Source organism: Kitasatospora sp. NPDC023385, from assembly GCF_055664045.1.
In genome coordinates this window covers 273883-291824 of sequence record NZ_JBVOOL010000002.1, presented here as the reverse complement: position 1 = coordinate 291824, position 17942 = coordinate 273883, and the positions used below count along the sequence as shown (strand labels likewise).

General features: G+C 73.7%; 15 protein-coding genes and 1 tRNA gene. 7 read left to right on the top strand and 9 right to left on the bottom strand.

Translation table 11 applies throughout. The annotated features are described in order from the left end of the window. Positions 1-242: 242 nt before the first annotated feature. From AC0B61_RS04265 to AC0B61_RS04255, 3 genes are all read left to right on the top strand, one after another. The gene (locus AC0B61_RS04265; protein ID WP_471739081.1) at positions 243-947 is read left to right on the top strand and encodes a CGNR zinc finger domain-containing protein; all 705 of its coding nucleotides are present in this window, start codon (positions 243-245) and stop codon (positions 945-947) included. After that, on the top strand, positions 947-1891 hold the full coding sequence (locus tag AC0B61_RS04260; RefSeq protein ID WP_471739080.1) for a metallophosphoesterase: 945 nt from the start codon (positions 947-949) through the stop codon (positions 1889-1891). Before AC0B61_RS04265 ends, AC0B61_RS04260 begins: the two co-directional genes overlap by 1 nt. Before the next feature lie 99 nt (positions 1892-1990). Then, positions 1991-2064: transfer RNA gene (locus tag AC0B61_RS04255), tRNA-Pro, on the top strand. Between the two features lie 292 nt (positions 2065-2356). Here the strand turns inward: AC0B61_RS04255 and AC0B61_RS04250 are convergent. After that, complete coding sequence (locus AC0B61_RS04250) at positions 2357-5242, bottom strand: AAA family ATPase (RefSeq protein ID WP_471739079.1); 2886 nt, start codon at positions 5240-5242, stop codon at positions 2357-2359. Positions 5243-5384: 142 nt separating this feature from the next. On the opposite strand from AC0B61_RS04250, the gene AC0B61_RS04245 reads away from it, so the two are divergent. The 4 genes from AC0B61_RS04245 (at position 5385) to AC0B61_RS04230 (ending at position 10204) form a co-directional block, all read left to right on the top strand. Then, a complete protein-coding gene (locus AC0B61_RS04245; protein ID WP_471739078.1) occupies positions 5385-5762 on the top strand; it encodes a nuclear transport factor 2 family protein in 378 nt (125 codons plus the stop codon). Positions 5763-5925: 163 nt separating this feature from the next. Continuing rightward, complete coding sequence (locus AC0B61_RS04240; protein WP_471739077.1) at positions 5926-7419, top strand: MFS transporter; 1494 nt, start codon at positions 5926-5928, stop codon at positions 7417-7419. Positions 7420-7616: 197 nt separating this feature from the next. Then, on the top strand, positions 7617-9599 hold the full coding sequence (locus AC0B61_RS04235; protein WP_471739076.1) for a S9 family peptidase: 1983 nt from the start codon (positions 7617-7619) through the stop codon (positions 9597-9599). Then, positions 9596-10204: a hypothetical protein gene (locus tag AC0B61_RS04230; protein ID WP_471739075.1), complete on the top strand. Its 609-nt coding sequence runs from the start codon at positions 9596-9598 to the stop codon at positions 10202-10204. The genes AC0B61_RS04235 and AC0B61_RS04230 overlap by 4 nt, the downstream gene beginning before the upstream one ends. 16 nt (positions 10205-10220) lie before the next feature. Here the strand turns inward: AC0B61_RS04230 and AC0B61_RS04225 are convergent, their stop codons facing one another. The 8 genes from AC0B61_RS04225 to AC0B61_RS04190 form a co-directional block, all read right to left on the bottom strand. Then, complete coding sequence (locus tag AC0B61_RS04225) at positions 10221-11039, bottom strand: SURF1 family protein (RefSeq protein ID WP_471739074.1); 819 nt, start codon at positions 11037-11039, stop codon at positions 10221-10223. A 150-nt stretch (positions 11040-11189) separates the two neighbouring features. Further along, positions 11190-12437, bottom strand: a complete 1248-nt coding sequence (locus AC0B61_RS04220) for a hypothetical protein (RefSeq protein WP_471739073.1) — start codon at positions 12435-12437, stop codon at positions 11190-11192. Beyond that, complete coding sequence (locus AC0B61_RS04215; RefSeq protein WP_471739371.1) at positions 12430-13068, bottom strand: SigE family RNA polymerase sigma factor; 639 nt, start codon at positions 13066-13068, stop codon at positions 12430-12432. Before AC0B61_RS04215 ends, AC0B61_RS04220 begins: the two co-directional genes overlap by 8 nt. A 208-nt stretch (positions 13069-13276) precedes the next feature. After that, entirely contained in the window at positions 13277-14362 is a 1086-nt protein-coding gene (locus AC0B61_RS04210) for an aspartate-semialdehyde dehydrogenase (protein WP_471739072.1), read from the bottom strand. Positions 14363-14390: 28 nt separating this feature from the next. Further along, positions 14391-15671 carry an aspartate kinase gene (locus AC0B61_RS04205; protein WP_030246471.1) on the bottom strand — a complete coding sequence of 427 codons (1281 nt, stop codon included), beginning with the start codon at positions 15669-15671 and terminating at the stop codon, positions 14391-14393. Positions 15672-16081: 410 nt separating this feature from the next. After that, complete coding sequence (locus AC0B61_RS04200) at positions 16082-16744, bottom strand: DUF5063 domain-containing protein (protein WP_471739071.1); 663 nt, start codon at positions 16742-16744, stop codon at positions 16082-16084. Beyond that, on the bottom strand, positions 16737-17336 hold the full coding sequence (gene recR, locus AC0B61_RS04195) for a recombination mediator RecR (RefSeq protein WP_471739070.1): 600 nt from the start codon (positions 17334-17336) through the stop codon (positions 16737-16739). Before recR ends, AC0B61_RS04200 begins: the two co-directional genes overlap by 8 nt. Before the next feature lie 214 nt (positions 17337-17550). Beyond that, positions 17551-17889, bottom strand: coding sequence for a YbaB/EbfC family nucleoid-associated protein (locus AC0B61_RS04190; RefSeq protein WP_471739069.1), 339 nt, complete (start codon positions 17887-17889; stop codon positions 17551-17553). Positions 17890-17942: the final 53 nt, after the last annotated feature.

Below are 17942 nucleotides of genomic sequence, written 5' to 3'. Positions count from 1 at the left end.
GAAGTTTGCGCTCCCACTTACCCGATGAGTTCCCCGTCGACGATGTCCGGCAGGACCCGTCGACGGCGGCCGGGAGCCCTCCCGAAATATCGATGTGCTGACTGATCGCGTGGATTTCTCCGTCGTCCAAGTGAAACGCGGTAACCAGTACGCGTACCGGGTGCCCCGGATGTGCGCGAGCGCGGGTGGGCATACTCCAGCGCGCCGTAACCCATTAACCCGGTTACACCTATCCTGGCCCCATGACCGACGGAGCCGACCGGAACACCACCCCCACGGGGCTGGTCCTCACCACCCCCGCGGGCACCAGCTTCCACTTCGACCCCGGCGCCCTCTGCCTCGAACTGCTCACCACCGGCGGCCCCGGCCCCCACGCCCGCCACGAAACCCTCCACCGGCCCGCCGACCTCGCCGCCTGGCTCCCCCGGTCCCGACTGCGGCCGCCCGCCGGCACCGTCCGGATCACCCCCGCCGACCTCACCGCCATCCGCACCCTGCGCGACGCCCTCTGGCGCCTCACCACCGCCCGCGCCCACGGCGACACCGGCTCCGCCGACGACTACACCGTCCTCAACCAGGCCGCCGAACACCCGCCCCTGGTCCCCCGCATCGCCCCCGACGGCACCCCGGCCGCCCCCCTCCCCGCCGACGGCACCCAGCTGGCCTCCACCCTCGCCCGGGACGCCATCACCCTGCTGACCGGCCCACACGCCCACCGGATCCGCGAATGCGGCGCACACAACTGCCAACTGATCTTCGTCGACACCTCCCGGCCCGGCCGCCGACGCTGGTGCTCGATGGAACGCTGCGGCAACCGCCACAAAGTCCGCGCCCTGCGCGCCCGCCGCGAAACCGAGGAACCCGCCCCGGCCACCGCCACCGAGATCCTCAGGGCCGCCGACTCCGGACGTTCACCAGCTGATCGACCGTCTGAGAGCATGGACTGATGCGACCGCTGTACTCCGTTCCCCTCGGCTTCGCCGCCGCCGGCGCCGCCTGCCTCGCCTACTCCGCCGGGTACGAGGTCCGGGCCTTCCGCCTCCGCCGGGTCGAGGTCCCCGTCCTCCCCCGCGGCGCCCGGCCCCTCCGGATCCTGCAGGTCTCCGACATCCACATGGTGAGCGGCCAGGGCAAGAAGCAGCGCTGGCTGAAGAGCCTGGCCGGCCTGCGCCCCGACCTCGTGGTCAACACCGGCGACAACCTCTCCGACCCCCTCGGCGTCCCGGCCGCCCTCGACGCGCTCGGGCCGCTCATGGAGTTCCCCGGCGTCTACGTCTTCGGCTCCAACGACTACTACGGCCCGGCCCGCAAGAACCCGGCCCGCTACCTCCAGGCCATGCGCAGCGGCGCCCACGGCATGAACAACCCCGACGGCACCGCCCGCCGCGGCATCACCGGCGCCGTCCACAACCCGTGGGAAAAGCTCCGCGACGGCTTCGACGCAGCCGGCTGGCTCAACCTCACCAACAGCCGCGGCCGCCTCACCGTCAACGGCCTCGACCTCGAATTCACCGGCCTCGACGACCCCCACATCCGCCGCGACCGCTACAGCGAGGTCACCGGCGGCCCCTCCCCCGACGCCGACCTCTCCCTCGCCGTCGTCCACGCCCCCTACCTGCGCGTCCTCGACGCCTTCACCGCAGACCGCTACCCCCTCATCCTCGCCGGCCACACCCACGGCGGGCAGCTCTGCATCCCCTTCTACGGCGCCCTCGTCACCAACTGCGACATCGACACCCGCCGGGTCAAGGGCCTCTCCACCCACACCGCCGGCGGCCACCGCTCCCACCTCCACGTCTCCGCCGGCTGCGGTACCAACCGCTACACCCCCGTCCGCTTCGCCTGCCCCCCCGAAGCCACCCTCCTCACCCTCACCCCGACCCCCCACTGACCCCACCGGACGCCCGCCCGAAACCGGATTTCGTGTCTCGGCGAGCGTCCGGTAGAGTTCTACTCGTTGCGACGGAGACAGAGCGACAAACCGCAGGACCGGGGTGTGGCGCAGCTTGGTAGCGCGCTTCGTTCGGGACGAAGAGGCCGTGGGTTCAAATCCCGCCACCCCGACCCAGTGCAGAGGGCCCATCGGAGAAATCCGATGGGCCCTCTGACGTTGTGTATGACAGTGCCCGGTAGTCGCGCCGTCAGCCGTGCGGGTTCGCCGGTCAGGGCAGCTTCTGCGGCTTTTCCCGCATCCTCCCTCTGTGCGCCAGCCGTCCGGGCGGCCACCGCGATCACCGCAGGGGCTCGTCGGTTCTGCCCTGGGACGTGTGCAGCCTCGGACCGCCTCGTGCCTCGCCCCTCCGCACCTCGCCGGGATACGGCCCTGGGCTCTCACCCGGGTTGTGGGGGGGCGGCTTCAGAGGGCGGTGGGGAGTTCGGTGCGGGAGGTGATGTTGAGCTTGGGGTAGGCCTTGTAGAGGTGGTGGGCGACGGTACGGGGGCTGAGGAAGAGCTGGGCGGCGATGTCGCGGTTGGTGAGGCCTTGGGCGGCGAGGCGGGCGATCTGGAGTTCCTGGGGGGTGAGGGGGGACTGCGGGGTGGTGCCCGTGGGGGTGGGGGCGGGGGCGGGGGTGCCGGTGGCGGAGAGTTCGGTGCGGGCGCGGGCGGCCCAGGGGTGGGCGGCGAGGCGGTCGAAGGTCTCCAGGGCGGCGCGCAGGTGGGGGCGGGCGTCGGTGCGCCGGCGGGTGCGGCGCAGCCATTCGCCGTAGAGGAGGGCGGTGCGGGCCTGTTCGAAGGGCCGGTGGGCTGTTTCGTGCAGGTCGAGGGCGGCGCGGTAGGCGGATTCGGCGAGTTCGTCGGGGCCGAGGAGGGCCTGGCAGCGCAGTCGGAGGGCCTCGGTCCAGGGGCGGGCGGCGGCGGCGGTCCAGCGGGCGAAGCGCTCGTAGGGTTCGGCGGCGCGGTGGGGGGTGCCGAGGCGGACGGCGGCTTCGACGAGGTCGGGGACGGCCCGGGTGGCGCTGACGTGGTGCCGGTGCGGGCCGGTGGTGAGGGTGTGCAGGCGGTCGGCGGCGTCGCCGGCGCGGCCTTGGCCGAGGTCGAGGAGGGCGAGGGCCCATTGGGCCCAGTGGAGGCCGGCGGCGGGGGCGGCGGTCTGCGGGCCGGTGGTGGCGAGGGCGGTGGCGGCTAGTTCGGTGCAGTGGTCGGTGCGGCCGTCGAGTGCGGCCAGGTAGGCGAGCAGTGCGGTGAGTTGGCTGACCCACTGGTGTTGGCCGGTGTCCCGGGCGAGGCCGAGGGCTTCGGTGGCGGTGAGTTCGGCGTCGCGGTGGCGGCCGTGGAAGAGTTCGGCTTCGGCGAGGAAGAACTGCAGTGTGGGCATCACTCCGAGGGTGCCCTTGGCGCGGGCTTCGGCGACCAGTTCGGCGCCGAGTTCGGTGGTTTCGTCGTCGCGGCCGAGGATGAGCGTGGCGCCGCAGAGCTGGACGAGGTCGACCGGGCTCTCGGCGCCGGCCCGGCGGGCGGCTTCGGCGGTCTCCCGGGCGGGCGGCAGCATCGCGGCGGGCCGGCCGAGGGCGGGGAGGACGGCGGCGGGCAGGTGGCGGGCGAGGGGGGCGAGGGGGTCGCCGTCGGCCAGGGGGAGGGCGGCGAGCCGGTCGAGGACGGCGGCCACCGGTTCTTCTCCCGCGTACCAGGCGGCGTGGAAGGCCTGGAACAGCATCCGGGCGGCGTACGACGGGTCGATGCCGGTACCGGCGGCGTCGAGCAGTAGCCGGTGGGCGGTCGGGTAGGAGCCGCGCCAGAAGTGCGCGGTGGCCCGTACCTGGTCGAGCAGGGCGTGTGCCAGGGCGTTGTCGGTGCGGGCGGCGGCCTCGTCGGCGAGCGCTTCGGCCCGCGTCAACTCGCCTTCTTCGGTGGCTGCTTCGGCGGCCAGGACGAGTCGGCGGGTGGCGTCGTCGCGGTCGGGGGTGAGTCGGGCGGCGCGTTCGTACGCGGCGGCGCCGCCGTGGCCGCCGCGGCGTTCGGCGCGGACGGCGGTGCGTTCCAGGGCGTCGGCGAGGTCGGTGTCGGGGGCGGTGGCGGCGAGGGCGAGGTGCCAGGTACGGCGGTCGCCTTCGGGCAGGGCGCCCGCGATCGCCCGGTGGGCGGCCAACTTCTGGTGGTGGGGCGCCCGTTGGAGGAGTGCGGAGCGCAGCAGCGTGTGCCGGAAGGCGATCCGGCGGTCGGCGGTGACCGCCACCAGGCCCGACTCCTCGGCGGGGGCCAGGTGTTCGGCGGTGACGCCGAGCATGGCCGCGGCGGGCAGGACGACGTCGAGTTCGCCGCTCTCCTCGGCGGCGGCGAGCAGGAGCAGCGCCTGGGTGGCTGCTGGCAGGCCGGTGACCTGGCCGTGGAAGGCGATCAGGAGTCGGCTGGTGAGCGGGAGGCCGCCCGGCGCGTGAGCCTGCGGCCCTGTGGCGACCGGGAGTTCGGTGAGTGCGAGCGGGTTGCCGGCCGCCTCGGCGAGCAGCCGGTCGCGGACGGCGGTGGGCAGCTCGGCGCCGACCCGCCGGGCCAGCAGCCGGGTGGCGTCGGGGTCGGCGAGGGCGGCCACCTCCAACTCGGGAAGTCCGAAGCGTCGTTGCGCCGAAGCGCCGACACCGGAGCCGCCGCCGACACCGGAGCTCTCGCCGACACCGGAGCCGCCGCCGGTACGGGAGGCGAGCAGCAGGGCCACGCCCTCGGCCTGGAGGCGGCGGGCGGCCAGCAGCAGCGCGTCCAGCGAGGCCCGGTCCAGCCACTGCGCGTCGTCCAGGACGCACAACAGCGGCTTATCGGCGGCGAGTTCGGCGAGCAGGCCGAGCGTGGCGAGGCCGACCAGCAGTCGGTCGGCGTGCCCTTCACCGGCAGACGGGCCGTCGCCCGCGACCCCGTCGACGGCCGCCCCGTCGCCCGCGACCCCGTCGACGGCCGCCCCGCCGACAGCGACCCCGTCGACGGCCACCGTGCCGACGGGCGCCTTGCCGTCCGCCAGCCCGAACGCCACCTCCAGGGCCCGCCGCTGCGGCCCGGGCAGGGTGTCGAGCCGGTCCAGGCCTGGCGCGAGTAGCAGGCTCAGCCCGGCGTACGGCAGCTCGGCCTCGTACTCGACGCCCGCCGCCCGGATCACCCGGAACGCCTCCCCCGCCCGCGCGACGGCGTCGTCCAGCAGCGCGGTCTTGCCGATGCCCGCTTCGCCGCTGAGCAGCAGGGCGCCACTGCGGCCGGCTCGTGCCGCGGCCAACAGTCCGTCCACGGCGGCTTGTTCGTGTTCCCTCCCGTACAGCATGGCCCCGACCCTACCCACCGCGCTCCCGCACCTACGTACCCCCATGCCTATACGTGACGGATTCGCCTCCGCCCGCCCGTCCCTACCTTGGTGAGCACCGGGAAACACCGGCCAACCGCCCACCTGAACACGGGAGATGACAATGACCGAGATCACCACCGCCGCCCTTCAGCAGCTCGCCGAGCGCTACCTCGCGGTGTGGAACGAGACCGACCCCGCCGCCCGCCGCAAGCTGATCGACGAGGTGTGGGCCGAGGACGGCCGCTACACCGACCCGCTGGCCGCGGTCGCCGGCCGGGACGCGATCGACGCGCTGATCGGCGCGGCGCAGGCCCAGTTCCCGGGGCTGGAGTTCAGCCTCGGCCCGGTGGACGCGCACCACGACATCGCCCGTTTCACGTGGAACCTCGGCCCGGCCGGCGCGGAGCCGGTGGTGATCGGCTTCGACGTGCTGGCGGCTGCCCCGGACGGCCGGATCGGTGCGGTGTACGGCTTCCTCGACCGCGTGCCGGGCGCCTGACGGAGTCGAAACCGCCGGGACGAACCGAAGCGCAGAGCCCGGCACCGCCGCAACCGCTCCCGTCGAGGGGCGGGCCGTCCCCCACAGACCCTGGCCCGCCCCTGGGCCGCCCCTGCGCCCCTCTCCGTACCGCAGGCCCGAACTCCTCTGAGGAGAGCCCGAGATGAGCACGTCGCCGACCGCACCAGCGCCGACAGTACGAAGAGCACGGACAGCACCAGCGGCCCCGACCCCGACCCCGGCCCCAGCTCCGGCCCCCAAGGGACTGCTGCCGGTCGTCCTGACCGCCACCTTCATGACCGCCCTCGACATCTTCGTCGTCAACGTCGCCCTCCCCTCCCTCCAGGCCGACCTCGGCGCCGGCCCGGCCGCCGTTCAGTGGGTGATGGCCGGCTTCAGCCTGGCTCTCGCGGCCGGCCTGGTCACCGCCGGCCGTCTCGGCGACCGCTACGGCCGCCGCCGGGTGTTCGGGCTCGGGCTGGCCCTCTTCACCCTCGCCTCGGCGGGCTGCGGCCTCGCCCCCACCGCCGCCACGCTGGTCGGTGCCCGGGTGGCGCAGGGCCTGGCGGCGGCGCTGATGGGCCCGCAGGTGCTGGCGATCCTGCGGACCGCGTTCAGCGGCGCGGCGCAGGCGCGGGCCTTCGCCCGGTACGGGCTGACCATGGGTGTCGGCGCGGTGTTCGGCCAGCTGATCGGCGGGCTGTTGATCCGTGCGGACGTGTTCGGCCTGGGTTGGCGCAGTTGCTTCCTGATCAATCTGCCGATCGGCCTGGCCGCCCTCGTCCTGGTGCGCCGCTGCCTGCCGGAGTCCCGCGCCCCGCAGCGGCCCGGCCTGGATCCGGTCGGCGTACTGCTGGTGACCACCTCGCTGACCGCCTTGGTGCTGCCACTGATCCAGGGCCCGCAGTTGGGCTGGCCGCTGTGGACCGGGCTCTGCCTCGGCGCCTCGGTCGCCCTGCTCGCCGCCTTCGCCGTGCACCAGCACCGCACCACCGCCACCGCCACCGCCATCGCCACTGGCACCGGCACCGGCACCGCCACCGCCACCCCGCTGGTCGACACCCGCCTCTTCCGCAGCCGCACCTTCAGCGCCGGGGTGCTCGCCCAACTCGCCTTCTGGCTCGGGCAGGGCTCCTTCTTCCTGGTGCTCGCCCTGCACCTGCAGTTCGGCCGCGGCCTGGACGCGCTCGGCGCCGGGCTGGTGTTCACCGCGATCGGCCTCGGCTACCTGATCACCTCCAACGCCACCCACCGGGTCACCGCCCGTCACGGCGGCCGCCGCACGATCGCCGTCGGCGGACTGCTGATGGCCGCCGGGCTGGGACTGCTCGCCGTCGCCGCCTACGGCGCCGCGGACGGCAGTGTCTGGTGGCTGGCACCCGGCCTGTTCGTGGACGGCCTCGGCATGGGACTGGTGATCGCGCCGGTCACCTCCGTCGTCCTGGAGGGCGTGGAGCCGCGGCTGGCGGGCGCCGCCGCCGGGGTGGTCTCCACCGTGCAGCAGGTCGGCGGGGCGCTGGGGATCGCGCTGATCGGCCTCGTCTACTACGGCGCCGGCGACCCGGCCGCCGCCTTCGGCCACAGCGTGCTGGTGCTGGCGGCGTTGGAGCTGGTGCTGGTGGCGCTGGTCCGGCTGCTGCCGCGGCCTCAAGCCTGAGCCCACCTCCGGCTACTGCCACGCAAAGCCGCACCCCTCAAGCCCACCCATCAAGCCCCACGTCTGGCCGACCAAGCCTCGTCCACGCGGCGGCACACCCCCGCATCCCTTCCTCGACACCGCCGAAGCACCGGGCGGGTGGGCTCAGCCCCACCCGCCCGTTCCATTCCCTCCCCCCGATCGGGTTGGATGGTCGGATGAGCGAGGAGAAGAGCGCCGTTCCGGCGTGGGAGCAGCGGTTCAGGGCGGCCCGGGTGTCGCTGCCCGACTGGGCCGACGAGGCCCCCGACCGGGCGCTGTACGTGTCCAACGCGACCGGCACCTACGAGGTCTACGCCTGGGACCGCGCCACCGGCGTCCACCGCCAGGTGACGGACCGCCCGAACGGCACCACCGATGCCGAGCTGTCCCCCGACGGTGCCTGGGTCTGGTGGTTCGACGACCACGACGGTGACGAGTTCGGCGTCTGGCGCCGCCAGCCCTTCGCGGGCGGCCCGGACGAGGAGGCCGTGCCCGGTCTCGCCCCCTCCTACTCGGCCGGTCTGGCCCTCGGCCGCGACGGCACGGTGGTCGTCGGCCGTTCCACGGATGAGGACGGCACCACCCTGCACCTGCGCCGCCCCGGCAGCACCGTGCCGGTCGAGATCTACCGGCACGAGGAGTACGGCGGCGTCGGCGATCTCAGCCATGACGGCACGCTGCTCGCCATCGACCACACCGAGCACGGCGATGCGATGCACTCCGCGATCCGGATCGTGCGCCTCACCGGCAGCGGCAGCGGCAGCGGCAGCGGCGACGGCGACGGCGACGGAACCGACGGCAACAGCGACGGCGTCGTCGTCGAGACCGTCGCCGAGTTGGACGAGGTCACCGGCCGGGACGAGCCGCGCGGCGTCGCCTGCCTCGGTTTCGCCCCGGTCGAGGGCGACACCCGGCTGCTGGTCGCCCATCAGCGCACCGGCCGCTGGGAGCCGATGATCTGGGACGTCGCCACGGGCGCGGAGACCGCGCTGCCGCTGCGCGACGAGCAGGGCCGGGAGCTGCCGGGGGACGTGTCCGCGCAGTGGCGCCCCGGCGCGGAGGAGCTGCTGGTGGAGCACGAGTACGAGGCGCGCAGCGAGCTGTTCTCCTACTCGCTCGCCGAGGGCCGGCTGACGCGTCTGGAAACCCCGCGCGGCACGGTCGGCGGCGCGACCGCCCGCCCGGACGGCACCGTCGAGTACCTGTGGTCCTCCGCGGCGCAGCCGTCGGTCGTGCGTTCCACGGCCGGGACGGTCGTGCTGCGGGCGCCCGGCGCGGTGCCGCCCGCTTCGGTCCCGGTCGAGGACGTCTGGGTGGACGGGCCCGGCGGGCGGGTGCACGCCCTCGTGCAGCGGCCGACCGGGACGGCCCCCGGGGACGGCCCGCTCCCGACCGTGTTCGAGATCCACGGCGGCCCGACCCACCACGACAGCGATTCCTTCGCCGCCGGCCCGGCCGCCTGGCTGGACCACGGCTTCGCGGTGGTCCGGGTCAACTACCGCGGTTCGACGGGCTACGGCCAGGCCTGGACGGACGCCCTGCACGAGCGGGTCGGCCTGATCGAGCTGGAGGACATCGCGGCGGTCCGGGAGTGGGCGGTCGACAGCGGCCTCGCCGACCCGCGCCGGCTGGTGCTCACGGGCGGCAGCTGGGGCGGCTACCTGACGCTGCTCGGCCTCGGCGTCCAGCCCGAAGCCTGGGCCCTCGGCGTCGCCGCCGTGCCGGTCGCGGACTACCACACCGCGTACGCCGACGAGATGGAGGCGCTCAAGTCGCTGGACCGCACGCTCTTCGGCGGCACCCCGGAGGAGGTCCCGGACCGCTTCACCGCGTCCTCGCCGCTGACCTACGTCGAGCGGGTGCGGGTGCCGGTGTACATCAGTGCCGGGGTCAACGACCCGCGCTGCCCGATCCGGCAGATCGAGAACTACGTCGAGCGGCTGGCGCAGCTCGGCAAGCCGCACGAGGTGTACCGGTACGACGCCGGGCACGGGTCGCTGGTGGTGGAGGAGCGGATCAAGCAGCTGCGGCTGGAGATCGACTTCGTCCGACGGCACTTGGCCGCCGTCGACGCCGCCACCACCGCTACCAGCACCGCCGCCAGCACGAGCAGCAACAGCACCACCTTCAGCGGGAACGGAAACGGGGGAACCGCGTGAGAAGGGTGCTGATACTCGCGGGGGCGGTTGCGGTGGGGGCCCTGGTGCTCGCCGGCTGCTCGGGAGCGCGCAGCGACGACGCCTCCTGCCCGCCCCTGGTCGGGCCGCCGGCACCGAGCCCGTCGGCCGCCGTACCGACCGTTCCCGCCCCTCCCGCCGCTCCCGCCGTCCCCGTGGCGCCGCTCGCCACGGCGACCCGGGGGCACGCGACGGCGGGGCCGGGGGCGGGGGCCTCCGTCGCGCGCTCGGCGTACGAGTCGTACGAGCCGACGGCCGGGGACGGCACGATCCAACTCGCCAAGGGGTCAAGCGGGTCGAAGGGCTCGTCGGGCTCGTCGGGCTCGAAGGGATCCGGGTCCGGATCCAAGGGCTCCAAGACGGGGCGCACCGTGCACCACCACATCGACCGCTACGCCTCGGACGACAACGTCGGCAACGCACACAGCCACTGCGCCGGCGTCCCGACGCCGATCCCGACGCCAACGCCGACGCCGCCCCAGGCGCTGCCCCCGACACTGCCCACGCCGCCCGCGCTGCCCACGCCGCTCAAACCGTCAGCCATCCCGGCCGTCCCTGCGGTACCGGCCGTGCCGACCAAGCGTTGAGAGTTCGGTCCCTCGGTCAGTCCAGGACCGGGTCCAGTCCCAGGGCCCGGTCCTGTTCCGCCTCCGCCTCGCGGCGGACCAGCCGGAACCACATGAAGACCACGAAGCCCGCGAAGACGAACCACTCCAGGGTGTAGCCCAGGTTCTGGAACGCGCGCAGGGTGAGCCCGTCGCCGCCCTGCGGCTGCACGGTCGGGACGGGGGTCAGGCCGGCGGGTGCCGCGTCGGCGGCCACCCAGCCGTCGTACCAGCCGTCGTACTCGAGCACGTTCAGCAGCGAGGCCCGGTTGATCATGCCCAGCTGCCCGGCCGGCAGCCCGCCGGCCACCGCGCCGTTGGCGCCCACGGCCTCGTTGGCCTGCAGCCGCCCGGTCACGGTCACCTGCCCGCCCGACGGCGCCCCGGCGCTCGCAGCCGCGCTCGCAGCCGCGTCCGCGCCCCCGCCCCCGCCCGGCGGCCCGGCCGCCCAACCGCGCACCACCGCGACGGCGTGCCCGTCGGCGGTGCGCAGCGGGGTGAGCACGTAGTAGCCCTGCTTGCCGTCGACGACCCGGTTGGGGACGAGGAGTTGGTGCTCGGTGTCGTAGCTGCCGGTCACCGTGACGGACTTGCCGACGGTCTCCGTGGTCACCTGCGGGGTCGCCTGGTTGAGCAGCGCGTCGATCGGCCGGGCCTCACCCGAAGTGGTGACGGCGTTCTTGGTCTCCTGGTGCGTGGACACCCGGCCCTCGAACCGGCCGAGCTGCCAGGAGCCCAGCCACACGCACACCGCCACGGCCGCCACGGCCAAAGCAGTGCCGCCCAGCCAGCGCGGAGTCAGGAGGAACCGGTACACACCCCCCACGGTAACCACTCCTCACACCCGCTCCGCCCCCAGGGGCCGCTGCTGACGCCTTCAGGCCGCCCGCCCCCGAACGAAGGTACGCCGATCGCGACGCGCAACCAGCAACGAACCCGGCTGCGAACCCGCCCGCGAACCCACGCCTCACCCCGCCGAAGTCGTGCCCGACGGCTGGGGCGCCGGGCTGCCGACCGGCTGGACGCCGCCGCGGTAGAGGGTGCCGCTGCAGGTCAGGGGCAGGGTCGTGGTGGCGGCGGCGGGGCTGCCGGGGGCGGGGGTGTGGGCGATGGTGGCGGTGGGCGGCTGGGTGGTGGGGTTGGTGGTCGCGCTGGCGGTGGGGCTGGGGGCGCCGGTGGGGGCCGCCGAGGGGGACGCGCTGATCTGGGGGTTGGCGCTGGGTGCGCCGGTGGCGCGGGAGGCCGGGGCGCCCGAGGCGGAGGCGGGGGCCTGGGAGCTCTTGGACATCTGGTTGGCGCCGGTGGGCGCGCTGGTGGCGCCGCCGGGGCCGGCGCAGCCCTGGTCGGGGATCCAGGCGAACGGCACCCGGTACCCGGTCTGGGGGGCGAGCACCGGCGGCTCCGTGTCCATCGCGGTCAGGCCGCCGGCCGGGTCGCCCGAGCTGTGGTCGGCGGTGCGGATGCGGCCGCGGTCGGTGCCGCTGACGTCGGTGACGGCCACCGCGCCCGGGCCGCCGACGCGGCAGCTGTGCCCGGAGACGTTGTAGACGGTGAACGAGCCGTAGACCCGTCCCGTCGCGTCGGGCGCGCCGACCTGTGCGGTGCCGCCGCCGAGGTCGGTCCGGGTGCAGAGCGGGACGATGCCGCCGTCGCCGGCGGCGGAGGTGCCGGTGGGCGAGGCGGTGCCGTCGGCGCGCGAGGCTTCGGCTCCGGGCGGGTGCGAGGTGGCGGCCGTCCCGACGGTCGGTGCGGCGTCGCCGGGGCCGCTCACTCCGGCGTGCGAGGCCGGACCGGCGCTGCTGGTGCCGAGGGCGGTGCCGCTGGGGGCCGTGGTCACCGGGCTGACGGTGTCGGCCGATCCGGGGCCGCCGGAGAGCCCGAGGTGCTCCCCTTCGTGCAGGACCGGCAGGACGATCGCGACGGCGAGCGCGAGGGCGGCGGCGCCGGTCCAGGCTCCGCGCCGGGCGGCCCGTCGGCGGGGTACGGCCCGCCGGATCCGGGGCAGTCCGCCGGCCGCGGGCTGGATCCCGGCGACGGCGTGGTGCAGCAGCTCCCGCACGGCGCGCTCGTCGGACGACAGCGCGTGCAGCCCTGAGAGCTCCGAGGACTCCGAGAATTCCGAGAGCTCCGAGGACTCCGAGGACTCCGACAGCTCCGCGAGCTCCCCGTCGGCGCCGTCCACGGGCGGCTGCCAGGCGCCGTCAGCCTCAGCCATGTCCGGCCTCCATCTGGGTGCGGAGGGCGGCGAGTCCCCGCGAGCCGTAGGCCTTCACCGAGCCGAGCGAGATGCCCAGGGTGTCGGCGACCTGCGCCTCCGTCATGTCCACGAAGTAACGCAGCACCAGAACCTCCCGCTGACGGCGTTGCAGACCACGCAGCGCGGCCTTCAACTGGTCGCGCTCCAGGGCATCGTAGGCACCTTCTTCTGCACTGGCCATGTCAGGCATGGGCTTGGGCAGCAGCCGGAGCCCGAGGATCCGTCGGCGCAGCGTGGAGCGGGACAGGTTGACGACCGTCTGCCGCAGGTAGGCCAGGGTCTTCTCGGGCTCGCGCACCCGGCGGCGGGCGGCGTGCACCCTGATGAACGCCTCCTGGACGACGTCCTCGCACGTCGAGAGGTCGTCGAGCAGCAGCGCCGCGAGCCGCAGCAGCGAGCGGTAGTGCGCCTGGTACGTCTCGGTGAGCAGGTCCTCGCTGGTACCCGCGTCGGTACCGGCACCGGAGCCCGCCGCACCCGGTGTGGCCGCCGTCATCTGGTCGTCTTCCGGCCTACTCGAAGGCCACGGGGTGTGCGACGGGAACGACACCGCGACCCTCGCCGGGATGCCCGGCCTTGCCCCCACCATCACGTTCGCCACGCCCGTTGGACACTCGATCCCCTGTCATGGTTGCCCAGCCCGGGGCCTATTCTTCCGCATGGGCGGAAGCCGCCTCCAGGGGATTCCCCCGGGATTCCGGACAGATTGTGTCGAGGAGCGGACACAGGTATGGACACAAGCTGACACATCGGGAGCGCGAAAGCCTGCCGAAGCCCTGGCGGCTACCCCCGCCCTACTACTCCACCGTCAGCTGACCGGCCACCGACTCGGCGATCTGCCGCAGGTTGAGCGCCGCCCCCTTGCGCAGGTTGTCCCCGCACAGGAACAGGTCCAGCGCGTCCGGCTCGTCCAGGGCCCGGCGCACCCGTCCGACCCAGACCGGGTCCGTGCCGACCACGTCGTTCGGCGTCGGGAACTCCCCGGCGGCCGGGTCGTCGTAGAGGACGACACCGGGGGCGTCCCGCAGGATGTCCTGCGCGTGCTCCTGGGTGACTTCCCGTTCGAACCGGGCGTGCACGGCCAGCGCGTGGGTGCGGACGACCGGGATGTGGACGCAGGTCGCGGAGACCTTCAGGGCGGGCAGGCCGAGGATCTTGCGGGACTCGTCGCGGATGGCCATCTCCTCGGCGGCCCACCCGCCCTCACGCAGCCCGCCGGTCCAGGGCACGGCGTTGTACGCGAGCGGGGCGGCGAACGGCCCGTGGTCGGCGATCACCGCGCGCAGGTCACCGGTCTGCCGGCCGACCTCGGTGCCGGCCACCAGCTGCCGGCCGGCTTCGGTGGCCGCGACCAGCGCGGTCTGCTCGCGCAGCGCCGCCTCGCCGGCCCGGCCCTCGCCGCCGGCGGCCTGGTAGGAGGCGACCACGAGTTGCACCAGCCCGTACTCGGCGTGCAGCGCGCCGACCGCCGCGATCATCGCGAGGGTGGTGCTGGCCGGGCTGGCGACGATGCCGCGCGGACGGATCCGCAGCGCGGCCGCGTTGATCTCGGGGACGACCAGTGGAACGTCCTCGGAGGTGCGGAAGGCGGCCGAGTCGTCGACCACCACGACGCCCTTGGCCGCCGCGATCGGCGCCCACTGGGCGGAGACCGTGTCGGGGACGGCGAACACGGCGAGGTCGATCCCCGTGAAGGCCTCCTCGGCGAGCGGGACGACCTCGACGGTCTCCCCGCGCACGACCGCCTTGCGGCCGGCCGAACGCGGGGAGGCGACGAGTCTGATCTCGCCCCAGACGTCCTGGCGGAGGGAGAGCAGGCCGAGCAGCACCTCGCCGACCGCGCCGGTGGCGCCGACGACGGCGAGGTTCGGCCGCCGGGTCATCGCCCGGTGCCCCGGCTCCGCTCCCTGGTCATCGCCCGGTGCCGCCGTAGACGACGGCCTCGTCCGACTCGCTGTCCAGGCCGAAGGCGCTGTGGACGGCGCGGACGGCCTCCGGCACGTCGTCGGCGCGGGTGACGACCGAGATGCGGATCTCCGAGGTGGAGATCAGCTCGATGTTGACGCCCGCGGCGGACAGCGCCTCGAAGAAGGTCGCGGTGACGCCCGGGTTGGAGCGCATGCCGGCGCCGACCAGCGAGATCTTGCCGATCGCGTCGTCGTAGCGCAGCGACTCGTAGCCGATGCCCTCCTTGACCCGGCCGAGCGCGTCGATGGCCTTCTGGCCCTCGCTCTTGGGCAGGGTGAAGGAGATGTCGGTCAGACCGGTCGACGCGGCGGAGACGTTCTGCACCACCATGTCGATGTTGACCTCCGCGTCCGCGATCGCGCGGAAGATGCGGGCCGCCTCACCCGGCTTGTCGGGCACGCCGACGACGGTGACCTTGGCCTCGGAGGTGTCGTGGGCGACTCCGGAGATGATGGCCTGCTCCATCTCGCCCCCTTCGGGCTTGTTCGGGTTGTCGTTGCTGACGATCGTCCCGGGGAGACCCGAGAAGGACGAGCGTACGTGAATCGGGATGTTGTAGCGCCGGGCGTACTCCACACAGCGGTCGAGCAGCACCTTGGAGCCCGAGGACGCCAGCTCCAGCATGTCCTCGTAGGCGATCCAGTCGATCTTGCGGGCCTTCTTCACCACGCGCGGGTCGGCGGTGAACACGCCGTCCACGTCGGTGTAGATCTCGCAGACCTCGGCCCTGAGGGCGGCGGCGAGGGCGACGGCGGTGGTGTCCGAGCCGCCGCGGCCCAGCGTGGTGATGTCCTTGCTGCTCTGGGACACCCCCTGGAAACCGGCCACGATCGCGATGTTGCCCTCGTCCAGGGCGGTGCGGATGCGGCCCGGCGTCACGTCGATGATGCGCGCCTTGTTGTGGACGGAGTCGGTGATGACACCGGCCTGGCTGCCCGTGAAGGACTGGGCCTCGTGACCCAGGGATTTGATCGCCATCGCCAGCAGCGCCATGGAGATGCGCTCTCCAGCGGTCAGCAGCATGTCGAACTCACGGCCGGCAGGCAGCGGTGACACCTGCTCGGCGAGTTCGATGAGCTCGTCCGTCGTGTCGCCCATCGCGGACACCACGACGACGACCTCATGGCCGGCCTTCTTGGCGTCAACGATTCGGCGGGCTACGCGCTTGATGCCTTCGGCATCCGCAACGGATGAGCCGCCGTACTTCTGCACGACAAGGCCCACGTGCGCTCCTCGACTTGTGTCGTTTTTCGGGGGCGCCAGGCCCCCGTACCCCCCGGGTGGAGGGGGGTGTGCGGTCTGCGCCAGTCTACCGAGCAGGGGTGCCCCGACCGGCGCTTTCCACATGATGAGACGACTGTTTCAGCAGGTGGTCGGCGGGACCGGGGGTCGACGGGGGCCCCACCGGCAGGTCTGCGGGCGATTCGGTGCGGGCCCGAAGAAACAGCCGACCGGGCGGCGGCGATCCAGCCGGATTTCCTTTCCGGGCGGACCGCTGAGGCGTTCGTCACAACCCGGCAATCGCCCCCGGGAGCCCGGGTGCCAACAGCCCGGAAGTCCGGAAGCCCGCAAGCCCGGTGCCCGCTACCCGGCACTTCGGCACCTCGGCACACGCACCCCCGCCAAGGCGGCTGCTACCGCCCCAACCCCAGCTCGGCCGCCATCAGGTCGCCGGCCTGCTGCTCCAGCTGCTCGTCCGTGAGCCCGTCGTCGTCGGTGTCCGCGCCGTCCGGCGCCGCGCCGATCGGGCTGTCCAGCCGGACGTGCGCGATCAGCGACTGCAGAGCCCGCAGCACGGCCGTGCAGGTCGTGCCCCAGTTGGAGAGGTACGAGAACTGCCACCACCACAGCGCCTCGCTGACGCGGCCCTCCCGGTAGTGCGTCAGCCCGTGCTGGAGCTCGCCGACCACACCGGCCAGGTCGTCCGAGATGCGGAAGGCGTTGGGCTTCTCCGGCGGGCCGTACGGGTCGAAGACCTCGTGGTAGACGTCGATCGGGGCGAGCAGCTCGGCCAGTCGCTCGCGCAGCTGCTCGCCGTCCGGCTCGGGGCCGGTGTCCGGCTCGAAGCGGTCCTCCGGGACGACGTCCTCGATGGCGCCCAGCCGGCCGCCGGCCAGCAGCAGCTGCGAGACCTCCAGGAGCAGCAGCGACACCGCGCTGCCCGGCTCGTCGCCCTTGGCGACCTCGGTGACGGCGAGCACGAAGCTCCCCACCGAGTCGGCGATCTGCACGGCGAAGTCGTCCGGCTCCGAGCCGTGCGCGTGGGGGTGCTGCGGGTTGGTCGTCCGGTCAGACATCGAGCAGTCGTCTCCCTTCGAAGGCGCGGCCGAGGGTGACCTCGTCCGCGTACTCCAGATCCCCGCCGACGGGCAGGCCGCTCGCCAGACGGGTCACCCTCAGGCCCATCGGCTTGCAGAGCCGGGCCAGGTAGGTGGCGGTCGCCTCCCCCTCCAGGTTGGGGTCGGTGGCCAGGATCAGCTCGGTGACCGTGCCGTCCGCGAGGCGCGCGAGCAGCTCGCGGATGCGCAGGTCGTCCGGGCCGACGCCCTCGATGGGGCTGATCGCGCCGCCCAGCACGTGGTAGCGGCCGCGGAACTCACGGGTGCGCTCGATGGCGACGACATCCTTGGGTTCCTCGACCACGCAGATGACGGCGAGGTCGCGGCGGGGGTCCAGACAGACCCGGCACCGCTCGGCCTCCGCGACGTTGCCGCAGACCGCGCAGAAGCGGACCTTGTCCTTGACCTCCAGCAGCGCGTGCGCGAGCCGCCGCACGTCGGTCGGGTCGGCCTGCAGCACGTGGAAGGCGATCCGCTGGGCGCTCTTGGGCCCGACGCCGGGCAGCCTGCCCAGTTCGTCGATCAGGTCCTGAACCACGCCCTCGTACAACGTCGCGCCTTCCTTCGGATGGTCGGTGGTGCACCGGTGCCATCATCCAACGAACCGGGCGTCGGGCGCATGGCCCGACGCCCGACCCCCACATAAATCACATGGGTCCACCGTCTGAACTTCAGAGCGGATGGGTCCGTCCACATCGTTCCCGATGGGCCCGTCGACTCGTTCCCGGTGGGCCCGTCGGCGCGGACCCGTCGTCCCGGTCGGTTCAGAACGGCAGGCCGGGGATGCCCCCGCCGAGGCCCTGGGTCAGCGGACCCATGCGCTCGGACTGCATCTTCTGCGCGGTCTGGTTCGCGTCCCGGACCGCCGCCAGGATCAGGTCCGCCAGGGTCTCGGTGTCCTCCGGGTCGACCGCGGCCGGGGCGATGGCCAGCGCCACCAGCTCACCGGCACCGGTCACCGTCGCCTCGACCAGGCCGCCGCCCGCCGTACCGGTCACCTTCGTCTCGGCCAGCTCCTGCTGGGCCTTCGCGAGATCCTGCTGCATCTTCTGCGCCTGCTTCAGCAGCTGCTGCATGTTGGGCTGGCCACCACCGGGGAACACGGCTCTCTCCTTGCTGTCATCGCTGTCGCTGCGGTGAGTCCTTCGTCACCGCC